The 20740-nt window shown below is 39.9% G+C and carries 20 protein-coding genes; 3 read left to right on the top strand and 17 right to left on the bottom strand.

What is annotated here, in order from left to right:
• Positions 1 to 490 precede the first annotated feature (490 nt).
• A complete protein-coding gene (locus tag FCN14_RS04150) occupies positions 491 to 1312 on the top strand; it encodes an ion transporter (protein ID WP_138429820.1) in 822 nt (273 codons plus the stop codon).
• 262 nt (positions 1313 to 1574) lie between these two features.
• On the opposite strand, the gene FCN14_RS04145 is transcribed toward FCN14_RS04150, so the two are convergent.
• The 10 genes from FCN14_RS04145 to FCN14_RS04100 all read right to left on the bottom strand — a co-directional run bounded on the left by FCN14_RS04145 (position 1575) and on the right by FCN14_RS04100 (position 13078).
• On the bottom strand, positions 1575 to 2093 hold the full coding sequence (locus FCN14_RS04145) for a hypothetical protein (protein WP_138429819.1): 519 nt from the start codon (positions 2091 to 2093) through the stop codon (positions 1575 to 1577).
• A gap of 147 nt (positions 2094 to 2240) precedes the next feature.
• A complete protein-coding gene (locus FCN14_RS04140) occupies positions 2241 to 2699 on the bottom strand; it encodes a hypothetical protein (protein WP_138429818.1) in 459 nt (152 codons plus the stop codon).
• Positions 2700 to 2858: 159 nt separating this feature from the next.
• Positions 2859 to 3956, bottom strand: coding sequence for a calcium/sodium antiporter (locus FCN14_RS04135; protein ID WP_138429817.1), 1098 nt, complete (start codon positions 3954 to 3956; stop codon positions 2859 to 2861).
• Positions 3957 to 4136: 180 nt separating this feature from the next.
• Positions 4137 to 5033, bottom strand: a complete 897-nt coding sequence (locus tag FCN14_RS04130; protein WP_138429816.1) for a c-type cytochrome — start codon at positions 5031 to 5033, stop codon at positions 4137 to 4139.
• A gap of 243 nt (positions 5034 to 5276) precedes the next feature.
• The gene (locus FCN14_RS04125; RefSeq protein WP_138429815.1) at positions 5277 to 6128 is read right to left on the bottom strand and encodes a DUF5694 domain-containing protein; all 852 of its coding nucleotides are present in this window, start codon (positions 6126 to 6128) and stop codon (positions 5277 to 5279) included.
• 321 nt (positions 6129 to 6449) lie between these two features.
• A complete protein-coding gene (locus tag FCN14_RS04120) occupies positions 6450 to 7652 on the bottom strand; it encodes a hypothetical protein (protein ID WP_138429814.1) in 1203 nt (400 codons plus the stop codon).
• A 156-nt stretch (positions 7653 to 7808) separates the two neighbouring features.
• Positions 7809 to 8117: a hypothetical protein gene (locus tag FCN14_RS04115; protein WP_138429813.1), complete on the bottom strand. Its 309-nt coding sequence runs from the start codon at positions 8115 to 8117 to the stop codon at positions 7809 to 7811.
• A 190-nt stretch (positions 8118 to 8307) separates the two neighbouring features.
• Entirely contained in the window at positions 8308 to 9432 is a 1125-nt protein-coding gene (locus tag FCN14_RS04110; RefSeq protein WP_138429812.1) for a hypothetical protein, read from the bottom strand.
• A gap of 169 nt (positions 9433 to 9601) precedes the next feature.
• Positions 9602 to 10831 (bottom strand): amidohydrolase family protein, encoded by a 1230-nt coding sequence (locus FCN14_RS04105; protein ID WP_138429811.1) that lies wholly within the window; start codon positions 10829 to 10831, stop codon positions 9602 to 9604.
• A gap of 246 nt (positions 10832 to 11077) precedes the next feature.
• Entirely contained in the window at positions 11078 to 13078 is a 2001-nt protein-coding gene (locus FCN14_RS04100; protein ID WP_138429810.1) for a PD40 domain-containing protein, read from the bottom strand.
• A 219-nt stretch (positions 13079 to 13297) separates the two neighbouring features.
• On the opposite strand from FCN14_RS04100, the gene FCN14_RS04095 reads away from it, so the two are divergent.
• Entirely contained in the window at positions 13298 to 14359 is a 1062-nt protein-coding gene (locus tag FCN14_RS04095) for an IS110 family RNA-guided transposase (RefSeq protein ID WP_138429809.1), read from the top strand.
• Between the two features lie 278 nt (positions 14360 to 14637).
• Here the strand turns inward: FCN14_RS04095 and FCN14_RS04090 are convergent, their stop codons facing one another.
• From FCN14_RS04090 to FCN14_RS04070, 5 genes are all read right to left on the bottom strand, one after another.
• Complete coding sequence (locus FCN14_RS04090) at positions 14638 to 15246, bottom strand: hypothetical protein (RefSeq protein WP_138429808.1); 609 nt, start codon at positions 15244 to 15246, stop codon at positions 14638 to 14640.
• A gap of 25 nt (positions 15247 to 15271) precedes the next feature.
• Positions 15272 to 15832 (bottom strand): DUF8453 domain-containing protein, encoded by a 561-nt coding sequence (locus tag FCN14_RS04085; protein ID WP_138429807.1) that lies wholly within the window; start codon positions 15830 to 15832, stop codon positions 15272 to 15274.
• 182 nt (positions 15833 to 16014) lie between these two features.
• A complete protein-coding gene (locus FCN14_RS04080) occupies positions 16015 to 16665 on the bottom strand; it encodes a hypothetical protein (protein WP_138429806.1) in 651 nt (216 codons plus the stop codon).
• A gap of 176 nt (positions 16666 to 16841) precedes the next feature.
• Positions 16842 to 17534 carry an ABC transporter ATP-binding protein gene (locus FCN14_RS04075; protein WP_138429805.1) on the bottom strand — a complete coding sequence of 231 codons (693 nt, stop codon included), beginning with the start codon at positions 17532 to 17534 and terminating at the stop codon, positions 16842 to 16844.
• Positions 17521 to 18465, bottom strand: coding sequence for a hypothetical protein (locus FCN14_RS04070; protein ID WP_138429804.1), 945 nt, complete (start codon positions 18463 to 18465; stop codon positions 17521 to 17523). The genes FCN14_RS04075 and FCN14_RS04070 overlap by 14 nt, the downstream gene beginning before the upstream one ends.
• Positions 18466 to 18765: 300 nt before the next feature.
• Here FCN14_RS04070 and FCN14_RS04065 point away from each other — a divergent pair, with 300 nt between their 5' ends.
• Positions 18766 to 19122, top strand: coding sequence for a hypothetical protein (locus tag FCN14_RS04065; RefSeq protein WP_138429803.1), 357 nt, complete (start codon positions 18766 to 18768; stop codon positions 19120 to 19122).
• Between the two features lie 7 nt (positions 19123 to 19129).
• Here the strand turns inward: FCN14_RS04065 and FCN14_RS04060 are convergent, their stop codons facing one another.
• Together FCN14_RS04060 and FCN14_RS04055 are read right to left on the bottom strand one after the other, a co-directional pair.
• Positions 19130 to 19363, bottom strand: coding sequence for a hypothetical protein (locus FCN14_RS04060; protein WP_138429802.1), 234 nt, complete (start codon positions 19361 to 19363; stop codon positions 19130 to 19132).
• A gap of 77 nt (positions 19364 to 19440) precedes the next feature.
• The gene (locus FCN14_RS04055) at positions 19441 to 20313 is read right to left on the bottom strand and encodes a hypothetical protein (protein WP_138429801.1); all 873 of its coding nucleotides are present in this window, start codon (positions 20311 to 20313) and stop codon (positions 19441 to 19443) included.
• Positions 20314 to 20740 lie beyond the last annotated feature (427 nt).

The raw sequence follows: 20740 nt of genomic DNA, 5'->3' as shown, positions 1-20740 counted from the left end.
TGTAAGTATCTCAATTCACTGTTTTCAAATTTGAATCTATTGTCAATTTCACTTATATCTTGACAATAATTTTGATTGTTGCGGATTGGATATTCATATCTTATTGAGGATAGAAAATATAATGCGAAAGGAGTATCAGGGGATTTCGGATTATAGGTGTGAGATAATGTCTTATAGCACCTAATATACGGGATGACACATCTTTTCTTTTTTCTTTGACATGAATACCGAAGAGCTCTTTCATTTCTAAAATCTTAATGTAAAGTACGGTGTGAGTATTCTGTTAGTTCATATTTCTTTCTCGAATTGCGGAAAATAGGTGGTCTTAAGTTCCTCTAGTTTTGGGCAGATTTATTTGTAAAATAATAGATGTTTTTGAGGGTAGGTATCTGTGTTATGAAGGTTAACCTATTCTGTTATTTGTCAATGTGATAGTATTTGCCATATTTAATGGTAGTTTGAAAACCTCATTACCTAATTGCACTATTATATGGATAATACGAATGAAACTAGCTTTCGGCATCGATTACACGAAATTATCTTTGAGGCCGATACCGCCGCCGGCAAAGGGTTTGATGTCATATTGATCGTAAGCATTATTGCCAGCGTGCTGGTGGTGATGCTGGATAGTGTGGCTTCTTTTCGGATGGCTTACGGGGATTGGTTTTATCGTATTGAATGGTTTTTTACGCTTCTATTTACCGCCGAATACATTTTGCGAATTATATCGGTAAAAAAGGCCAAGGGCTATATCTTTAGTTTCTATGGTATGGTAGACCTGCTGTCTATTCTTCCCACGTACATCAGTATTTTAATTCCCGGCAGCCAGTATTTTTTAGTGATTCGTATTTTACGTGTGCTCAGAGTATTCCGGGTACTCAAATTTACCCAGTACCTTATTGAGGTTAACCAACTACGTAAAGCATTGGCTTCATCTCGTCGAAAAATAACGGTATTTATTTTTACGGTAATAACGATAACGGTTCTTGTCGGTTCTTTGATGTACGTTATCGAAGGTGCTGAAAATGGGTTTACTAGTATTCCCAAAGGTATGTACTGGGCAATTGTGACGTTGACAACAGTCGGTTATGGGGATATCTCTCCACAAACTAACTTGGGGCAGTTGCTTTCAGCTATGATTATGATATTTGGATATGGTATTATAGCGGTTCCAACAGGTATAGTAACGGTTGAGTTGAGCAGGGCACAACCGGAGGGAGCTACGACAGAGGTATGTCGCTATTGTTCAAAAGAGGGACATGATGCCGATGCCGACTATTGTAAATATTGTGGCGGGAAACTGAATCCGTAGTAGAGTTAGCATGTAATAGTTGATTAGCTGAGCTTTTTTGGAAGAACGTAATCCAGTGAAAAGTTGAGGTTCATCCCTATTTCTTATTTACCTAATTGTTTTGCCAAAGTAGGATATCATAAAAAATAAGCTTGGGATTGTATCTGACCTCTATACCAGGATTGACTAAGAATACCTTTACATTCGGTGTCTTTACTCCGAAGCCTTTCTGATCCTTGAATCCTGGTGTAGGGGAGAGGGCTATCTGCTTGACATTTCTTTCTTAAGAAGGATAGGGAAGTTCTGTATTATCAAAGAATTTAATAAGCAAACGGTGGTTGAATAAAGGAGATTTAGAATCCAGTTTGGAGTGATTAATGCTGTATGAGTTGAAGCTGAGACATCCAAAACATCCTCCGTAGCTAATTAGCTCGCCGTTTGAGGTTGTATCCAGTCTATGGGTATCAAGGGCAATAGTGTATTCTTTATTTTGCTCGACGACTAACGTGGCATTTCCTTGGCTGATTAGTTGTTCTGTATCATACTTTTTAAAGCTAAATTCAAAAGCAAATGTATCGGGAGATACAGTGAATAGTTGTGATTCAGATTCGCTATTGTCTAATGTAATTTCTTGATCATTCTCAGCAATTGTTATTTGGATACTACCTTCTTCTAATAGCTCTTCCGATTGAGAATAAAACTGGATCGTAGATTTTTCTACTTCTGTACCAGATATAGAACAATTATTTACGAAAACTGATATAGTTACAAGTAGAATTGCAAAGTTGATTATTGATTTCATAATGCCTCTTGATTTCAAATAAAGTAGGTATAACGCTCTTGTGTTTAACCGATACACGGAGTGTATTTCTCACAAAATTTTACCAAATAGTACCCAAAAACAAAATTGGAAGGGTACATATAAATTGTTAATGCAATAGTTAGGTGGTTAGTCAGTATTGTTGAAGTAATAAATATCTGTTTCAACAGTATTACCGATCAAAGTTACTCCAACTGCCCCTAAAATAATTGCTACACCTGGACATTTAGTGCACTCCCACCCTTGGGGCTCGGGAGCCGTTAAGATTTGGTAAGTGCCTATCCCCAATAAAGAGAACGATATTATCGATGAGGTGCTAAATTTAGGTGAAACAATAATAGATCTAACGTTTAGCAAGGGAATAGACATCTGTGTCGAGTTCTGATAAAACAGTGAATCAGCAGAAATTGTTGCTTGGGAGGTTGTAATTTGTTCTCCTTCTAGTGGATTAATTTTCACCTGTTTATTCTTTATTTCATTGTTAAGCCAGGCAATTCGATCCGTATTGTCTAAATTGATAACTTTTTTAGAGGGATAACATCCGCTTAGAAATATCAAGAATAGAAGAAAAGAAATTTTATTTAGCATCTCATTACTTTGGTTTAAATAGGTAACGCCCCTGCATATAAGGTGCGCACGGATGAATGTTGAGTTAATAAATAATGAATAGAAAGGGAAAAAGCCAGAAGGTGGCAAGTTTTAAAGCCTGTCCTCCGAAATCTTGGTGAAGGAGGGAAGCGTGTGCGCTTAATGCGCTTGGTTAGGTGGCGTTTTACTCTTTCCAACCATTTCCTGAAACACCACTACGATGATCGTTATTACTGTTAAAGGAATTACAAAATATAACATTATATAATTAAAAATCGGGAGCAGGTCATGTTGAGTTGCATTAAATGCAAGATATAAGGTGTAAGCAATGTAGTAACTCAAAAATAATGCTCCTTCCCATCTATTGATTGTACCACCCGTGAAGAATATAGGCAGACAAGCTATTGCAACCACTATCATAAGTGGGATATCATACCCAATTATTGGTTCTGAAACTGGGATACCTGAAGGGGCTAGAATAGTAGATATCCCAATAACACTCAATATGTTAAAAATATTACTACCTACTACGTTTCCAACGGCAATATCACGCTCTCCTCGAATAGCTGCAATAATCGATGTTACTACTTCAGGCATTGAAGTACCTGCAGCAACAATAGTAAGGCCAATTATCAATTCACTGAAGCCAAGATAGCTGGCGATACTAACTGCACCGTTGACAAACCATTGAGATCCTAAAACCAATAAAGCCAGGCCTCCAGCTACAAGAATTATATTTTTAAACCAGTTAAGTTCTTCTTGGGTAGTTTGATCCTCTAGAGAGTTTCGATCGGATCTATTTTCTGTAGAACCTTTTTTAAAACTTAAAACTGCTAAAACAATTAAATAAAATAGCAAGCCGATGACCAATAACAGGCCGTCAAAAAAATTGATAGTTTGATCTAAACTAACAAGAAATAATACTACCGATAGGCCGATCATAAGCGGCACATCAAAACGGATCAACTGTTTAGTAACGTAGAGTGGGGTAATTAGCGCTGAAATGCCTAAAATAAAGAGGATATTAAATATGTTGCTTCCGATTACATTACCTAATGAGATATCGGCCTGCCCTGACAAAACCCCATTGATACTGATTGCCAATTCTGGTGAACTTGTTCCGAATGCCACTACTGTTAAACCGATAATAAGCGGGGAAATACCTAGGGCAGTAGCTATCTTCGATGCCCCGCGCACCAGTACTTCCGCCCCTAGAATGAGAAAAGCTAAACCAACTATAAACAGTATAAAAGTCATTTTAATCTGGACCTTAATAAAAAGTCACCTAACAAAGTTAGGTAATACCCGCACGCAATGAATGTTGATTTATTAAATAACGAACGGAATGGGAAAAAGCCAAAAAGGTGGCAAGTTTTGGAGCCTGTCCTCCGAAATCTTGGTGAAGGAGGGAAGCGTGTGCGCTTAATGCGCGTTTTTTTAATTTTCCCTACTACTATCAGCTCTTTTCTTTAGATAGGAATGGATTGCTTGTATTTCCGAATCGGTAAGGTGTGAGAGGTATCCCTTGGCGAGTTTCGTCATAAACCCAATATCCCGATCTCCAAGTGCCTTTCCCTCACGAAGTAACCTTTCAAATTGATCTAAGGAATAACCAGCTCCAACGGCTAAATCAGCTGTTTCCCAGTATCCATTTTCACCGGATAAGTTTTCCCCGTGGCAACGGGCACAATGAGTCTGGCTTAGATATTGCCCGTAGCGCATAATTCCGTCACTGGGATAAGCTGGTCGGGGAGACGAATAGACAAATTCATCGACATTCGGTTCCCAGCCCAAAAATACATTAGCATATCCTCCGCGAATTAAATCGAAGATACTAGTTCCATTTTTATTTCCGTAAGTAGAAGGAATATTTTCATTACTGAGGTTGGGAAGACTTCTGATATAGGCAACTATAGCTTTTATGTCGGTATCATTTAGATGATAGTACGACTCAGCAGAAGGCATATCTCCACCAATCAATGCACCATCTTTGTTTATGCCATACCGAATAGCTTTAACAAGTTCAGCATTGCTGTATTGATGTCGCACTTTTGTCAGGTTAGGACTTACACGTTCTTCGGTTTCTCTTCCTTGGAGCAGGTCACCGTGACAGTACGTGCAGTGTAAAGTGTTTGAAAGCCTTTTGCCTCTGGAGATGAGGGTAGAGTCTATAGATTTCGGAAAGTTAATATCTGCTGGTAATCGTTTCTTGGTATATTGAATTTCATTTGCCTCATATCCTTTTTTTAACTGATAGCCCTTCCAATAAAAATATCCAACTATTAATATTATTAGGCTAAGAATGATTAGCACGATTTTCATTGCTTTTTTCATAGCAAAACTGATCACTTAGTTGATGAATGATTTTACGCAACTGATCAATAGTTTAAATCAAGACCTTGCAAATAAGCTGCAGGCATCATAGTGTTGTATTGATTACCTATAAAAGAGTAACTATAAAAAGAGAGGTTGGCAAGAATTGGCGAGGCCTGTCCGCCGGCCGGCGGATTGTTATTTTCCTTTTTAAGGGGGTTAGGCAGTTATCACTGGGGATTAAAATTACAAATTGGATAACTTTTAATCTCTAAGATATTTTAATGGACTTTCAACTTCATAAAAAGCAGATTCCTTGGCCAATTGATTCAACAGTTTATTATGCCCTGAGCCATAAACTACCAAAATATGATCCTCGGAAGATTCGGTGAATCGAATAATATTCATTAAAATCTTTAAATTTCGGCTGTACCACCACGATAAATAGTTAGCACCAACATATTCATCCCCTTTCCCGATGCGTAGGAATTTAAAATACTCCTGATGATCCTTCTCAATACTGTCGGGATGATTGATGGCGATCAGGTTATCAACAATAGAGCGGGATGCTATTCTTTCTGCAGCTCTGGTGGCTTTCTCTTCATTATTTTTATACAGTTCATTTAGATATTGATTCAAATCAGGGTGCTGCCTTGAATAGGTTTCATAATTGTATAGGGGATCATCTGGGAAAATACCCCAGTCAATGCAGTATATTTTTTTATGGCCTAATTCTTTTCCCAGCCGAAATCCAATTTGATGAACTTCATTTCTTGTCAACTCAAAGTCTCCTGCCAAATAATCCTTGTATTGTTTTTGTGCTTTATCATTTACTTCATAGTCACATTCCAGGGCTATTTTAGTAGGTTTGAATTTTTTTAGCTTGTCCATCAGTTCAAGTATCTCCCGTTGCCTTTCAGGAGTAGTTACATCATCCACATCTGTATTAATGACATTACTGGTTGTTGTTGCCATATGGTAGGTACCCAAAATGACAAGCTTTGGCTTTTCCTTTGCATTTTGGGTGACATTGCCAAGTTGGGCTTTTAAAGTGATTGGAAGAATCGTCCATAGTAAAAGACCTGCAAAAAAGAGTGATTTCTTGAAATGTTTCATTAATGATTAATCATTTTCCGGGGGATGATTTCAAATATATACGAAAGTAAATGCAGCTGGTTACAGGTTAAGGAGAAAGAGCGGCCTAACGGCCCAGCGCTTAAATGGCAGGAAGATTACTCTCCCAATTTAACATGCAAATCCGGAACTGCAAGGAGGAGGTTGAAAACAACGGCCGAGTCCTGTCCATTTGAATGCTATGACTTTTGCAAGTATTAAGCGACTTTTTTCTGCCGATCAAAAAGAGACTCGTAAGCCTGCTTCCGCAGGGTCGTGGCTATGGCTTTCGAGCCGGTCGGAGACCGCGTTACAGTCCGCAGGTCAGAATCGGTCCCGATTGCCGATACCTCCGAAACGCGTGTTAACAACGTTGTTGAGCAGCGAGCCAAAGCGGTAGCGGAACCCGAAGCTAATGCCCGCCTCGTAGTTGGTTTCGAGCTGTCTGCGTCGCAGGAGCACCTCTTCCAGACCTGCGTTACCCTTTGGGAGGTTGATCTGGTCGTGAATGAGTTCGAGGAAACCGCCAACCTCGACGGAAAGGCCCCTCGTAACGCGAATTTCGAACTCCGCATCAAACTGAAGGCTATGGCGCGACAGATCGTGCAGGTACTGGGAGCCTTTGACACCTATTTCGATCCCTCCCCATGGTTGGACGACTTTGTATTCGGCGTTAAGGAGATGCTGTGGAAGCAATTGTTCGATTTCATTGTAGATCGTCGTGTCTCTATAGGTGATGTGCGAGCCGCCAAGGCGATAAGCAACCGTCAGCTGTCGCCGATTCGACTCACGGTAAGGGTAGAGGCTCCACTCCGCTGCGCCCATAAAACGGTAACGCCAGTCCACGTTGGAGAACGTCGAGGTAAGAACATCTCCGTAGGCACCGACGGACCAGTGAGGCGAGATGCTCCGTATGGCATAGCTGGTGAAACCGTCGCGTCGGGACGAGCTCGTGATCGTCCCTTCCTCACGTTCGAATCGGTCGTAGTTGTAATTGAAGAAGGGACGAAACTGAAGCTTCCATTCCTTAGTCACGCGGCCGACGTACACCCCGTAACGGGTGTCTAATGAGCGCTGCTGGGACTCGAAGTCGGCACTGCCGTCGGCATAGATCTCGATCGTCCAATGGTTCCAGGGATCTTCCGTTGTCTGCGTCTGCTCGACGGTGTCCACTTCGGATGGGGCAATGCTCACATTCAGCCGCTCGCGCATGGGAGTCTGTAAAAGGTACGGCACGAGCGCGGCTTCGAGGGTTCGAAGGAATTCGTTCCGCTCTACGGCCTCAGTGGCATTGGCAGGTGTGTTGAAGACGGTCGATAAATCCAGCCCGTCGAAGATGTCCAGGCCGATGACGTCGATAGTCCAGGCCTCTCCACCTGATCCCGTGCCCTCGCGGGTGACGAGGACGTGAACATCAGCGACTTCACGGTCACGGACATGATCCAGATAGGGCATCTCTTGCCGTATGAATGTCTCATCGCAGAAATCACAGTCGAGGAAGAGGGCAAGCCGGGATGGTGGTTCCATTTCGACCTCCTGTGCTGCCACCGGACCGACGGCAGCACAGAACCATAAAAGTACTATCAGACATACCGCGGTTCTGGTATTTTGATGTCTCTTCGCGAAATCGTGTATCAAGGGTAGTGTGGTTGAATGATGCATATGGCTCGGTATGAAAGAGAACTACGGGCCGTCTCCGGATTGAGCCCACAGTATGGCGCCTGAACGGATACCCTGCAACTCAAAACCGTCTCGAATTGAAAGGGGCTGTTGATTATGGACTGGTCGCGCCATTGTGCTCAAATAAGGGGTTAACGGCCTCGAATGAACGGGGCTAATGTTATTAATTGAATAGTATAAGGTGAGTTCGCGAAAAAAGAAATGAGTATCGTCAGTTAGAGTCTGCCTACGTAGGCAGACAGGCTCTGTTTCTACCGTTTTTTGATCGGAACGAAGCCCAAAGCACATTTCGCTCAATGTGACATATTCCATTATTCTTACCATCGTTATCTCAAACTTGCGTTAATTATAAACGGTGTGGCAGGTAATCCGAACGTGATCAACCGAAACCGGTTGCCAGTAACTGGTTATAGATGTAGGATTTATGAAATAAGTGTCAAAATACGCTGGGTGAGGACTGTCTGCTTGACATTTTCCTTTTTAAAGGGGTTATACGCAATTTTTAAGTGCCAAATTCTCGAACTTTCTTACGCCAAAAATTATTAGCATCATCTTTTTGAACTCCTAAAACTTGGCTCATAGCATTGAAAATTCCTTCTTTACTGGATGCTTGTTTAAGAAAATCTTTAACTGCTTGACTACCGCCTTTTTCTTCGGCTGCTTTTATTAAAACAGCCCCACTAACGTAATACATCTGGGAAGAAATTCTTTGTCCAGTTAAAACTTTGTCTAATGTCAGAGACTCATTAGAATTTATTTTTTCAGCAACTGATTGAATCAGCTTATTAAAAGGTTTTTGTCCCATTCCGCCATAATAGGTTGCAAGACCTTCGTCAATAAAAGTACTTAGTTCATAATCTTTAAAAATAGTATGCACTAATTCATGGGGATATTTTTCTGATCCTGTACCAACAAATACCTGATTATTTTGGGGATATCCACGCCCATCATTTCCATCCCAGGCATAATCTAAGCCACTGATTTTTGCCATTTCCATAAAGCTTGGAGCCAAGTAATAATTTATAGGGTCATCAATAGTGATATCGAATTTATTTTTCAGGCGTTCAACAAAGTTCGCTGAATCTTGAGCTTCATTTTTATCGAAGGTAAAGTTTGGTGGATAGATGTATTCAATATCTCCAACTTGTTTGTGTTGCCAATCATCAGTTAGAATGGGAAGGGCACTGAATAGTTTCCATTCTCCATATTCCTTACCAGCATATACTCGTTGAATAGAATAGATCTCTTGGGATTTTTCAAGATTATTAGGAGCGTAAAGTGTTTTTATAGCATATTTATTTTCCTGTTTCTCGATACTTAACACTCTTGGTTTTAGACCAAAGGTATTATGTAGGTTCATTCCATTTGCCAACTCATATCCATAAGTCCATCTTCGAGAAATATCATAATCATGCCATTTTTCTTTTTGTTGCTCTGACCAATATGGATTGTCATAGATTTTATTTGGCTGATGACTTAAATGTTTTTGCCAAAGCTTGTAAACTTTTTTGACTTCAGCATTAGTTGTATCCACTCTTGGTGCGGTTGGTAGATCAATTAATTTTTGGGCATTTCCAGTAGAAAAGCAGAATATTGATAATACGATTAAAATACTGAGTTTCTTCATGGCACTTAATGATAGTTAGGGTTTAAAATTACCGTATAACTTCGGGATAAGCGGCGTGATTTGCTCCTTGAAATTGTTGATGAATTACATTGTAGCTTAAAACTTTAGACCAAGCAAGGCTCAGGCTAGTTGCGTTCACTTAATGCACAGGTTATATCACTTTAGCGTTTTATTTAATGACCATATTTCCTTCTTTTACTCCTTGAGAGATAGCTTTTACACATTCAAACTTTTCAACTGGATTACAATTTAAAGCTATAAAACTTCCTTCATATCCTTTGCTCAAATGACCAATTTTTCGATCGGGAAAAATAGTCTTGGGTGTTGTTGTAGATAATATATTTAGCAATTCTATATTATTGAATATCTCATATTTTTGAATATATATGGCTTCAAATAATACAGTTTTTCTCCATTCATCTGCTCCCAATGCAATTTGGGCTCCGGCTTTGTGTAAATCCCGCAATTGTTTTTGTTGACGAGCAATTTCTTCTTTCAGGGTGTCGGGGTCGGCACCTTCAATAAGTTTTGATGCGGTTGGAATTACAGTAATATTCTGTTTGCCCGCTTTTGCTATTGTCTTGTCGTCCAGCCAGAATTCCTGTTGCTCTACACCTATACCATCATTGCCGCTGGGAAGATGAGCCAAAACATCCACCTTTGCATCGAGGGCGAAATTAACATCAGATGCTGTATTAACATGAGCAAAAACTTCCGTGCCGTTGCTATGAGCACTATCCACGATAGCTTTCAGAACATCAGGACAAAGTCCATAACATTCATCCTTTTTTAAGCCTTTAGAAACGTATGTAAGGTATACTTTTACAACATCAGGTTTTTGTGCTAAGAATTTTGACCATTTATTTTCAATGTCATCCTTCGTGTCAAAAAACCAATAAGCATCATTTTCCAACTCCAAATTACCCAGTGTTATCTTTTCTTTATCGGTAAAAATCCGTTCCATAGCCCCCGTTGGATGCGATCCGGTAGAAGTGATTCCGCCATTGGCAAAAGCGACATCTAAAGTTGCATCTCTCTTGAACCAACCCCGAATCTGGGTGATTTCTGAATAAGGATTTGTTAAATCTGCAGCATAAAATACCCCATTCTTTATATATTTATTTTTTGCGATCTGCTTAGATATTCCGCCCACACCTAAGTTATGAGTATGTGCATCTCCAAAAGGAGGTAAGATATATTTTCCACTTAAATTAACCGTAGAATCTATGTGGGAAGGCTCTTCTATAAATTTCCCATCACGAATAAAGAGGGGCCGTTCTATAAAGTTTTCTCCGTTCCAAATCTGGCCATTAACGTAGGCGATGGTACTTGATGAATCAGAATGAGTAGTTTGAGGTTGGTAGCCAAAAAGCAAAGAAAGTATAATAATTAAATACATGGTTTCTCTAATATTTAAAGTAAACGATTGTAACTTGACGAATTATGTTTTTCTCAAAAGAGTATAACGGCACTGCGTATAACCTGTAGGCATAGATATATTTAGTAAGTAACGGAATTTTAGCAGGCAACCGAATTATTAGCAAACAGCTGGCTAGCCTGTCAGGTTGATACGCCTTGTTATACTATTTTAAATGTTATTGCTTTTTTTAAGGTTTGTATCCCATTTTATACAAAATTAGCATCATTAATAACCCCATCTTGCCAGCCCGTCCTCCCATTTGTCATTGGTCAGGCGAACAGCATCTCCTCCTTCTATCGGAATTGCCCAGAGTTCTCCATAAGCTTGAGGAGCGTTTGATAGCATTTGTTCATCCCCGATCCCACTTCGACCTGAGATAAAAAGAATCCATTTCCCATCCGGAGAAAAACGCGGATGCATATCTCGTCCGGGTACGCCAACCAGGTCGGGTTCCAGAAAACGACCTTCAGTGCCGTCAACGCTTTGGATATACAGACGGAAGCCGGCGCCCCCACCACGCCCTTGGCGTGAAATGGGAACCAATTTATCAATATCTTCAGCACCTAAATCCTCTCTGCCGGTTGCGAAAACAACCCACTCACCGTCAGGAGAAATATCAGGTGCCGTATCGGTGGCCGGATGTTCGGTAAGCCTCCGAGGGTTGGAGCCATCATCCTCCATAATATAAATTTCTTTATTCCCATCCCTGCCGCTACGGAAAATGATATGTTCGCAATCCGAAGACCAGGCTGGAAAAGCATCGTTGGATGTAGAATCGTTTGTCAAATTCACGAAGTTCGTGCCATCCGAATCGACGGTCCAAATATCAACAGGTGCATCCACCGGGGCAAAAGAAGGACCGGTATTGAAGGCGATACGACCGTCCTTCTTGCAGGTAGATGTAGCCCAGGCACCAAGAGAATCGGTATCCAGCACAACCTGGCGTTCCGTACCGTCAATGTGCGAAGTTACAATTGGAGGAATACCATGTTTGCTGATATAGCCTGTTTGGGGGAGGCTTTCTCCATATACAATTCGATCGCTAGGGAGAAAATCGGGAAAATATCCATGCATGCCGGTCAGTTCGACGTTGCGATCCGGAAGTTTTACCGTTCCATGAGTACTCGGTCGCAAAAGCGGGTTACCATCGGCTTTAGGTTTTAACGCATCTGTTGGCCCTGGTCCATGACAGGCAATCAAACCCTCGAAATTAACTGCTGGATTGAGACAAGCTTTGATTTGACTATCAGCACCCTCCATATGAATATTCGTTCCATTCGGGTTAACGGAATAAATTTTTCCATGTTCATAAGATACTTGTTCTCGGGGTGGAAGAGCAGGACCTCTATAAAATATTATACGATCATCAGGTCCTACAACCGGAGAGAGAGCCATTGAATCCAGGGATACCACAGGTTCTGGGCCTGACCCATTTGCATTTATTCGCCAGATGTCAGCAGACCAATTTTGGCCGAATGACATGCTGTCCATAGAGACTTTGTGGTAATAGATCGATTCTCCGTCATTCGACCAAGTTGGTGAGCCTGATATCATGTGTCCGGCGCGTAAGCGAAAAGGTGTCTTTCCAACGATGCGTCGTTTGTTTGAACCGTCCGCATTCATCAAAAAAATATGAGTGACATTGTTTTGAATGGGTCCTTTGAAAAATGGATTTTTTACATTGATGTCTTCAAATGGTAATTGACTGGAGTATGCAATAGTCGATCCATCGGGTGAGAATGCCGGTCGAAACTCACCAAGCGGACTTTGAGTTAAATTTTCAGCCTTATTTTCCGAACTCAGATCACCCGGTGTGAAGGGCATCATAAAGATGTCAGCGTTACCATCTCTGGTACTTACAAATACAATTCGTTCCCCGTCAGATGAAATATCTGCTGCGTCGTCCATTGCGGGGTTGCTAGTGAGGCGGACCGGCCCACCTCCGTTATCTAAATCCAACGCATAAAGATCAGTATTTCCATTTCTTTCAGAGGTGTAGACTAACCATCGTCCATCAGGAGAAAAGGTGGGATTATAGTCTAAACCCAGATGGTCAGTCAGGGGGCTTGGCTTCTCACCATTATTATCTAATAAATAGATGTCCTGATTTGCCGGTCGTAAGGTTGTATAAATTATTTTTTCGGGCGGCTTTTCCTGGGCCAACGATGGAAAAGAGTTAGTTAATAAGATGATTCCGAAGGTCAGTGAGAGTAAATATTTTAACATAATAGCTCTTATTTACTTTTAAAATAGTATAACGACATTGCGCATAAGGTGCGTGCAAAGTCGCGTTGAATTTGATTTAAAATGTACTACGGAAACTGAAAAAATTGAAACCGGCAACCGATGGCGAGGCACGTCCCACTTAATGCGCTGGATCTTTCCAAAAAGAAAGTCCTCACTTAGATTAGAAGTATCAACTGTAACTAATCCAAGGAGGACTCCATGACCTATGTAGGAATAGATCTTCACGCTAATAATATGGTAAATGTAGCACTTAACGGCAATGGGAAGGTGGTAAGGGAGGCAAAGCTGCCGACGTCCCGGCGATCACTGGAAGATTTTTTCGGCGACTTCGAGGGGCCCGTTAGGGCAGTGGTCGAATGTACGAGCAACTGGTACTGGCTCAGTGACTGGTGTCGGACGAACGGCGTCGAGTTGACGCTGGCCCATGCGAAGATGGTCAAGGCCATTAGTTACGCCAAGGTTAAAACCGACACCGTGGATGCGAAAACGTTAGCAGAACTGCTCCGGGCGGACCTTATCCCGGAGGCCTACCAGGTTACCCGCGACCGGCGGGAGCTTCGGGAGCTGACCCGCGGCCGCCTGCGCATGATCCAGTGGCGGGGGAAGCTGCAGTCTGCGTTGTGGGGTCAGGCTATCAAATACAACGTGCAGATAAGTGGAAGTCAGTGGCGAGAGCTTGGCCAATTGCAACAGTGGCTAGCCTCCCGATTGCCTCCGGCAGCTAGCTTGCAGGCCGAGCTGATGATCGAGCAAATGAGCCAGATACAACAGCATATCCATCGGATAGAACAGGAAATTGAGAAGCAGGTACCCTTTGAAGCAGCTGCCCAGCGTCTGATGGCCGTGCCCGGGATGGGCAAGGTAGGAGCATGGACAATCCTGGCCGAAATCGGGGACATCACCCGCTTTCCCAGTGCCAAACAGTTTGTCAGTTATTGTAGGCTAGTACCGGGTAGTAAAAACAGTGGAGGGAAGAGCAGACATAAATCAGGAAACAAGGATGGCAACAAGTACCTGCGAGCAGCTTTTGGGCAGGCCGCGGTCTCGGCCTATACCCATTACAAGGTTGTGAAGAAATTCTACCAAAAGATTAAACGCCGAAGCGGTCGCTCGGTAGCGCGAGCGGTGGTAGGAAAAGAGCTGGCCAAAGGCGTGTGGTATATGTTAACAAGAAACGAAGAGTATAACGGATTTAAGGGGCAGCCAGTAAGGGCTGCTTCCCAAACCTGCTGGCCCCAGCCTATAAACCCGAACGCCTAAGAGGGACACCGAGCCCGTGCGCGGGATTGGGGAATAGGCTGGCTGGCCGGCCGGAGATCTGGGATAGTAGCTTCTTAGGAGCTACAGCTTCTGCCCATTGGCGGAAGATAAGCCCGAAAAGGGGTTTGGATGCCGGCAGGTAATCCGAACGTGATCAAACGAAACCGGTTGCCAGTAACAGGTTATAGATGTAGGATGTATGAAATAAGTGTCAAAATACGCTAGGTGAGGACTGTCTGCTTGACATTTTCCTTTTTAAAGGGGTTAGGTAAACTTATTTATGGGGAATAATGTCTTTTCATTTCTTTTTTGTGGTCAATATAAACAGAGATGGCTGTGCTTACACCGTCGAAAAAAGCTGAAACATTTTTTATTACTTCTGAGAACTTTTTTATGTCAATATTGTTTAGATCTGGGTTGGGTTTATTTCCCTGTTTATCACGATCATATCTAAAAGCATAGGAGCCAGGATCTAAGTCGTTGAGCTGTAATACTGTCTTTTCTACAGCTTTTAAATCATCTTTAGGTGAATCAGGCCAAATTTCTTCAATAATTTTTTTAGCATCGTCCCAAAGATTGTGGAGTTTATGATGGTTTCTCATAACTTTTTCATCTTCCAATAAATAGCTCCCTTCTTTGATAATAATTTTTAGCTCAAGCTCAATGTGATGTCTGTATAAAAAAATTAGAGGATAGATTAAAAAATCTATACCATTACGATTTTTTTGTAATTTATCTGATAACATATTGCCAGCTCGTTTATACCCTTCTGAATAAATGCTCAATTCATCAGATGAATAATTCAAGCAAGCATTGTTTGTCCAATCATCACCTAGTTCTAATAAATCATCATTTTTATCTGGCCAAGGCAAGTTATCAAAATCCATATAACTAAATAACTAATTTTGATATTTATGTTTGTTTAAACTCAACTACCCTTTTATCAAAAACATAGTTAGTTGTATCAATTTTGTAATCTTCTTCAAACTCCTTCCCTTTGTAATTTTTATAGGTGATAGTTACGTCAAAAACTGATTCCTTATCATTTTTTTCTAATAGGTTGGAAATCGGGGCGACTGGATGTGAAATGATTTCATTTGGTCTAAGATAGGATTGTTTTAAAAAAGTTGAATTTTCCATCCCATCATACTCAATAGTTTTCAGCTTTGGATTTAGGTCTATTTTCATATCATAAGCAGGAGTTTTCCCAATATTTTCAATCTTGAGAAAAATGACCTTTTTCTCTTGTGGCAGGCTAAAAACTACGTATGGTCGATTTTGAAATTCTTTTAATTCATTGTTGGATTCTAAAATTAAAAATGTTAGAACTACATAAGCACCAGTTAAGCTGACAAGTAACAAATTTGATGAAAGTGTGTATGGAATAACTTTTGGAAAAAAGAGAAGTGAAGTCATTCCAATAAATCCGACTAAGAAAACAGCGAGAAGAAAATAGGAACCTTTTTTTAGCATACACTGAAGAGTTTAAGATTTTAGTTTGCCTAACGACATGGCGCATAAGGGGCGTGCATAGTGGCGTTAAATTTGTTTTAAAATTTACTTCGGAAACTGACCAAATTAAAACTGGCATCCAACGGCGAGGCACGTCCCACTTAATGCGCGGGTTATAGAGCATTTAGAAATATTAGCAGAATCTATTCTGACTGGTCAAAATGTTTCATTAATTCATCAAGAAAATCATGAGTTTCTTTAACAGGTCTAATACTTTCTAGTTCTTTATCATAATTTTCTGTAAATATTTTCTTTGCTTCAATCCAATTACCTTCCTTTTCTATTAATTTAGATAAACGGGAAATGACTTCATCTCTTGACAAAATTGCTTGTTGAGCAATTTTAAGTTTCGATTTGAGTTTCAAGAATTTCTGAAAAGTTCTTTCATCAAAATACACTTTAATATTAACTCCTAAGCCCGTCACTTTGGAACTTAATTCGCGCATTTCTAAAAAGCTGTCTTCAGCATTAGATTTTTGGACATCAAATTGATCAGAAAAGAATTTTGCGTCTTTTGGAGAGCTGTCTTTAAGGAGTTTAGATAATGCATAGCTGACATCGCGGTTGGCTGCATATACATGATGATGCATAATTGCATCATTCGTTTTATTCAATAATTCGAGAATCTCTCTATAGGTGTCAATTTTCAACCTGTTTATTTCAAGCTCCTTTAAATAATTCTGTTGTTTTTTCCAGTAAGATTGACGCTTTTTTAATCGGTAGTTCACTATTAACACAGTAAAAAGCGGAGTGAGTAGAAAAGTTAAGATCGAAACTATTAATTGAGCTTTCACAGGACTAATTTCTATTTCTTTGATTAGTATGCTCTATAACGACCTTGCGCATAAGCTGCACGCGAATAAATGTTAAATTTAAATATCAACTAACGAAAGAAGAGACTTAAAACCAAGAGGAGCAAAGAGTTGGCGAGGCGTGTCCGCTTAATGCGCGTGTTAGGTATTTTGCATAGTTATTGACTAAAAATACTCTGAATTACTGATTCCGAGTGTTGAGTTATATCTGATTTTATATATCTATTTATGTCTTGAAAATCAGGCTTACTAAATGTCTTTCGCACTGTCCCTTTGTTTAAGAAGCTAATTTTGTCACAGTTAATTTTTAATACCTCAAGGATGTGAGAAGTTAAGACTATAATTTTATTCTCTTTTTTCAACTCTTTCAAAATGAGGTTTAAGTTTTCAACTGTTTCAAGATCCAGACCATTAAAAGGTTCGTCAAGAAGCATGACAGGTTTATCTTGAGATATGATACCAAGTAAAGCCAGCTTCTTTTTCATTCCAGTGGAATAAGTATCAATTAGTTTATTTAGCGGTAGTTTAAAAATCTTATTCCACAGCTGCACATCAAATGAAAGATTTCCATGGGATAATAAATCAATGTATTCAGACCCTTTCATATAGGGATAAAACCATGGTTCGGTCTCTAAATATCCTATTTGTGAAGCATCAAAATTTTTATCTGGAAAAATAACTTTTCCTTTCGAAGCTGTGAGCAGTCCATAAATTATTTGAAAAAGTGTGGTCTTCCCGGCTCCATTGGCTCCTAAGATACCATGAATATTACCAGCCTTTAACTCAAGAGAAAAATCACGTAAAACTTGTTCCTCTCCATATGAAAAGTAGATGTTTTTAATTTTTAACATATTCAGGGAGTGCTTTAATGGCTTTTCGCCAATAGAAATAAAGAAATGCTATTCCAATCGGAAAAAATAATATGGTGCTTATAAAAAATATGACAAAAGGAACTTGGTTGTGAATTGCTGATTTGGCATATCCAAACCACGAATATTTATAAAGCAGACAAAAACAGATGGAGCATTCAATTATAATCAATAGTAGAACTAAGATGTACCATAGCTCAAGATGAAAAAGCAAAAATAGAGCATAACATGGTAGAAACAGTAAATGAATAAATACTGAATGATCCTTCAATTTTGACGACAGAAAATTTGATTTTTGGGGATATGCCTCAATCAGTTCTTTAGATTCAAGATGAGTAAAAGCCTCTGAAAAGCCTGCAACTAAGATGAGTATTGCAATAGACATCGCAATAGCATAAGCACTTAATAAGACGGTAATGACAAAGCAAACCAACAAAAAATATTTTCGTTGGCGCATATAGCTACGCCACTCAAATAATTTAATTGGGATCCAGTTGATAAATTGGCTATTGCTTCGATACCTTTTTTCGACTTTAATAGAAGGAAGAAACAAGATTATTGATATTAAGAAGTGTCCAATAAATATAACCGGCCATTGTCGAAAGAACGCAAGAAAAAGAGAGAAAGGAAGTGCCAAAGTATTATACTCTCCTGCTAAAATGGCTTCTTTCTGAAAATATAATTTCCTGAGAAACCCTTGATCTTTTCGAAGCAGATGAATGGGTAATATAATTGACGGATAGATTAATACTGCTAAGAAATCATTATTTGAAATTAAATTAGGCAGCTCAAATACTAAAAACCCGACTACTACAATTGCTAATAAAAAAATACGGACAAATCCGACTTGCTTAAATAGACGCCAAAGTTGTTTTAGGCGAAATATTAAGATCTTTGATACAAGTGATTTCAATATTATTTAGGGTAGCAGTTGAGGTTAATAGGGCAAAATACCTAACGACCCAGCGTTTAAGGGGCGCAGAGATTATGGTTTTTTAAAAGGCTACTCATTTCAGCAATTACAAGCAAGAATGTGAAACAAAGTCACGTCTTCGTCCCCTTAAAACGCTTTGTTAGCCTGCTGCATTACACTTTAGTTTAGAAGTTGAAAAACAGCAGTACTATTATATATTTGTATTATGAATTGTACTTTTAATATAAATGAGAAAAGATTATGGGTGAAACATAATCAAAACTAAAAAACGAGGTTACTATGAATTTGCCCCATAAACTACAAAAAGCACAAGAAGCTATAAATAGACCGGAAGTTCAAGAAATGTTGAAAAAGCTATCCGAATATAATTTGGGAGTTTTTATGCCCCATATGCATGATGATGAGACTGGTGGTTTTAAATTACTTCCTGAAAACATGATACAGATTGAAGAAAATCAGGAAGTGAAATTTATGGAAAGGAAAAAGGCCGATGATATTAAATTTGTTCCAGTAGGTTGGATTTGGCAATCTAATGAGACACAAGTGGGTGCAAAGTGTGTTGCACAGGGTTGTAGATATATAGAAAATCAATCTACTGGGGATGAAGAGCATCAAACTGTCCATAAACGAAAGTGACCTACACCTACAATGTTACAGTCACTTCTCCATTAGGTGAAGTTTCACTAATTCTACATTCTCCATTTACATAAACATCAGCTGACACACCGTCAAAGTTAAAATATGCTTTCCCATCAGTGTCTGTGTATTCCTCAAGCCAAGTTTGTGGAGAGAAAGAATGTGAAATAAATATGCTGACTTTTTTCCCATTTACTGGCGAACCGTCTGAATCTAGCACTTGAACATTTAAGTAGGCCATAATCTTTTCCTTTTTGTTATAATAAGGTAAAAGCAGACTAACGCATAGTTAGCCTGCGAACTGTATTTTACCTTACCTTAATTACCAGAACGCCAACGGTCTTTTAGTTTTGTTGCATCTTCCTTTAATTGAACCATTTCTTCACGACTTATGTAATCAGAAAGATTTTTCATTACGTTGTCATATGCAGTAGAATAAAGGGAGGTGATTGCTGCTTCTCGACCATCATAGCCTTGAACCGGATGTTTTTCGGTGCGAATTACTTCACCTTGATCGTTTTTTAATTCCTCACTCCAATAATACCAAGTCCAATTTTCAGAAAGCTCATCTATAGGAATATCTTGTACCCAAAGTTTTTGTTCTGAAAGGGGCTCAATTAATTGTAGGCTGATACTTCCTCTAAAAATAAACTCACCTTTTTCTTCAAATTTATCCCCTCCAAGTGCAACCTCTCCATAATAAACTTTTAAAGGCAATTCTTGTGGACTGCCGCTTCCATACGAACTTCTCCAATAAACTTTATTCGTACTTCCACGTTCAGGTATTATTGATAAATTTATTACTGGGACAAGAACCATTGTGCTTTGATCTTTTTGTGGGAAAGTCATCTCATCAAGACTTGAGAACTCCCCTGAAATAGAAAGTCCTTTGGCCACAAGGTCTCTTTGAATGCCATTTGAAATAGCATTTTTAAGTTCATTAGAAAGTGTTGAAGCTCTATTTTCTAATAAGCCATTTAATCTAACATCGGCTGAATATTGTGCTCCAACAACGCCAATAGAGATATCTGTTTTTGTTTCACTTGAAGAAGGCTCATAGGAAAATTCTGCCGTTGTTGCTTCAGGAGGTGGGTCCACTCGAACAAAGTCAGAATCATCCAGTGTCGCGCAACCAGTGGATGTAAATATTAGAGTTACAACAATGAGTATAATCGAATTATAGTTTTTCATCTTATTGCTCCTTGTTTGTTAATTGTTATTTTTGTGTTAATGCAGCAGGCTAACTACATTGCGGATAACCTGCGCAGCGATGATGAACGTTAAAAAAGCAAGAACGTAACATAGTAATTTGGGGCCATTTTAAAAATAATAGGCTCGGCAGGTCGCCAGAGGCACTCGAAAACAACGACTGCGGGGCAGGGAATGGGAGCCAAGTCCCATCTGCGTCCGGTTAATGCGCCGGGTTAGGCTCGGCTGATGGGACCAAGGCCACCGAAACCTGAATACCCAGATAAAAGCAGTGGGTTGGGAAGCGAAGCGCGGCGCCAGCGCCCGGCCGAAAGAAAAGAGACCGTCAACGGCTAGAGCACCAGGAAAAACTGTAGTAAAAGCAGGAATACAGGATTTGCCACGAGAGCAGAGAAACGAGCTTGAAAAA

The organism is Fodinibius saliphilus, assembly GCF_005869845.1.
Classification (GTDB): domain Bacteria; phylum Bacteroidota; class Rhodothermia; order Balneolales; family Balneolaceae; genus Fodinibius; species Fodinibius saliphilus.
This window is presented reverse-complemented; position numbering and strand designations above follow the sequence as displayed.

Excerpts from the sequence above, each read along its gene's own strand:
- FCN14_RS04150 (WP_138429820.1), top strand. The coding sequence starts at position 491 with ATGGATAATACGAATGAAACTAGCTTTCGGCATCGATTACACGAAATT.
- FCN14_RS04145 (WP_138429819.1), bottom strand. The coding sequence starts at position 2,093 with ATGAAATCAATAATCAACTTTGCAATTCTACTTGTAACTATATCAGTT.
- FCN14_RS04140 (WP_138429818.1), bottom strand. The coding sequence starts at position 2,699 with ATGCTAAATAAAATTTCTTTTCTTCTATTCTTGATATTTCTAAGCGGA.
- FCN14_RS04135 (WP_138429817.1), bottom strand. The coding sequence starts at position 3,956 with ATGACTTTTATACTGTTTATAGTTGGTTTAGCTTTTCTCATTCTAGGG.
- FCN14_RS04130 (WP_138429816.1), bottom strand. The coding sequence starts at position 5,033 with ATGAAAAAAGCAATGAAAATCGTGCTAATCATTCTTAGCCTAATAATA.
- FCN14_RS04125 (WP_138429815.1), bottom strand. The coding sequence starts at position 6,128 with ATGAAACATTTCAAGAAATCACTCTTTTTTGCAGGTCTTTTACTATGG.
- FCN14_RS04120 (WP_138429814.1), bottom strand. The coding sequence starts at position 7,652 with ATGGAACCACCATCCCGGCTTGCCCTCTTCCTCGACTGTGATTTCTGC.
- FCN14_RS04115 (WP_138429813.1), bottom strand. The coding sequence starts at position 8,117 with ATGGAATATGTCACATTGAGCGAAATGTGCTTTGGGCTTCGTTCCGAT.
- FCN14_RS04110 (WP_138429812.1), bottom strand. The coding sequence starts at position 9,432 with ATGAAGAAACTCAGTATTTTAATCGTATTATCAATATTCTGCTTTTCT.
- FCN14_RS04105 (WP_138429811.1), bottom strand. The coding sequence starts at position 10,831 with ATGTATTTAATTATTATACTTTCTTTGCTTTTTGGCTACCAACCTCAA.
- FCN14_RS04100 (WP_138429810.1), bottom strand. The coding sequence starts at position 13,078 with ATGTTAAAATATTTACTCTCACTGACCTTCGGAATCATCTTATTAACT.
- FCN14_RS04095 (WP_138429809.1), top strand. The coding sequence starts at position 13,298 with ATGACCTATGTAGGAATAGATCTTCACGCTAATAATATGGTAAATGTA.
- FCN14_RS04090 (WP_138429808.1), bottom strand. The coding sequence starts at position 15,246 with ATGGATTTTGATAACTTGCCTTGGCCAGATAAAAATGATGATTTATTA.
- FCN14_RS04085 (WP_138429807.1), bottom strand. The coding sequence starts at position 15,832 with ATGCTAAAAAAAGGTTCCTATTTTCTTCTCGCTGTTTTCTTAGTCGGA.
- FCN14_RS04075 (WP_138429805.1), bottom strand. The coding sequence starts at position 17,534 with ATGTTAAAAATTAAAAACATCTACTTTTCATATGGAGAGGAACAAGTT.
- FCN14_RS04065 (WP_138429803.1), top strand. The coding sequence starts at position 18,766 with ATGAATTTGCCCCATAAACTACAAAAAGCACAAGAAGCTATAAATAGA.
- FCN14_RS04060 (WP_138429802.1), bottom strand. The coding sequence starts at position 19,363 with ATGGCCTACTTAAATGTTCAAGTGCTAGATTCAGACGGTTCGCCAGTA.
- FCN14_RS04055 (WP_138429801.1), bottom strand. The coding sequence starts at position 20,313 with ATGAAAAACTATAATTCGATTATACTCATTGTTGTAACTCTAATATTT.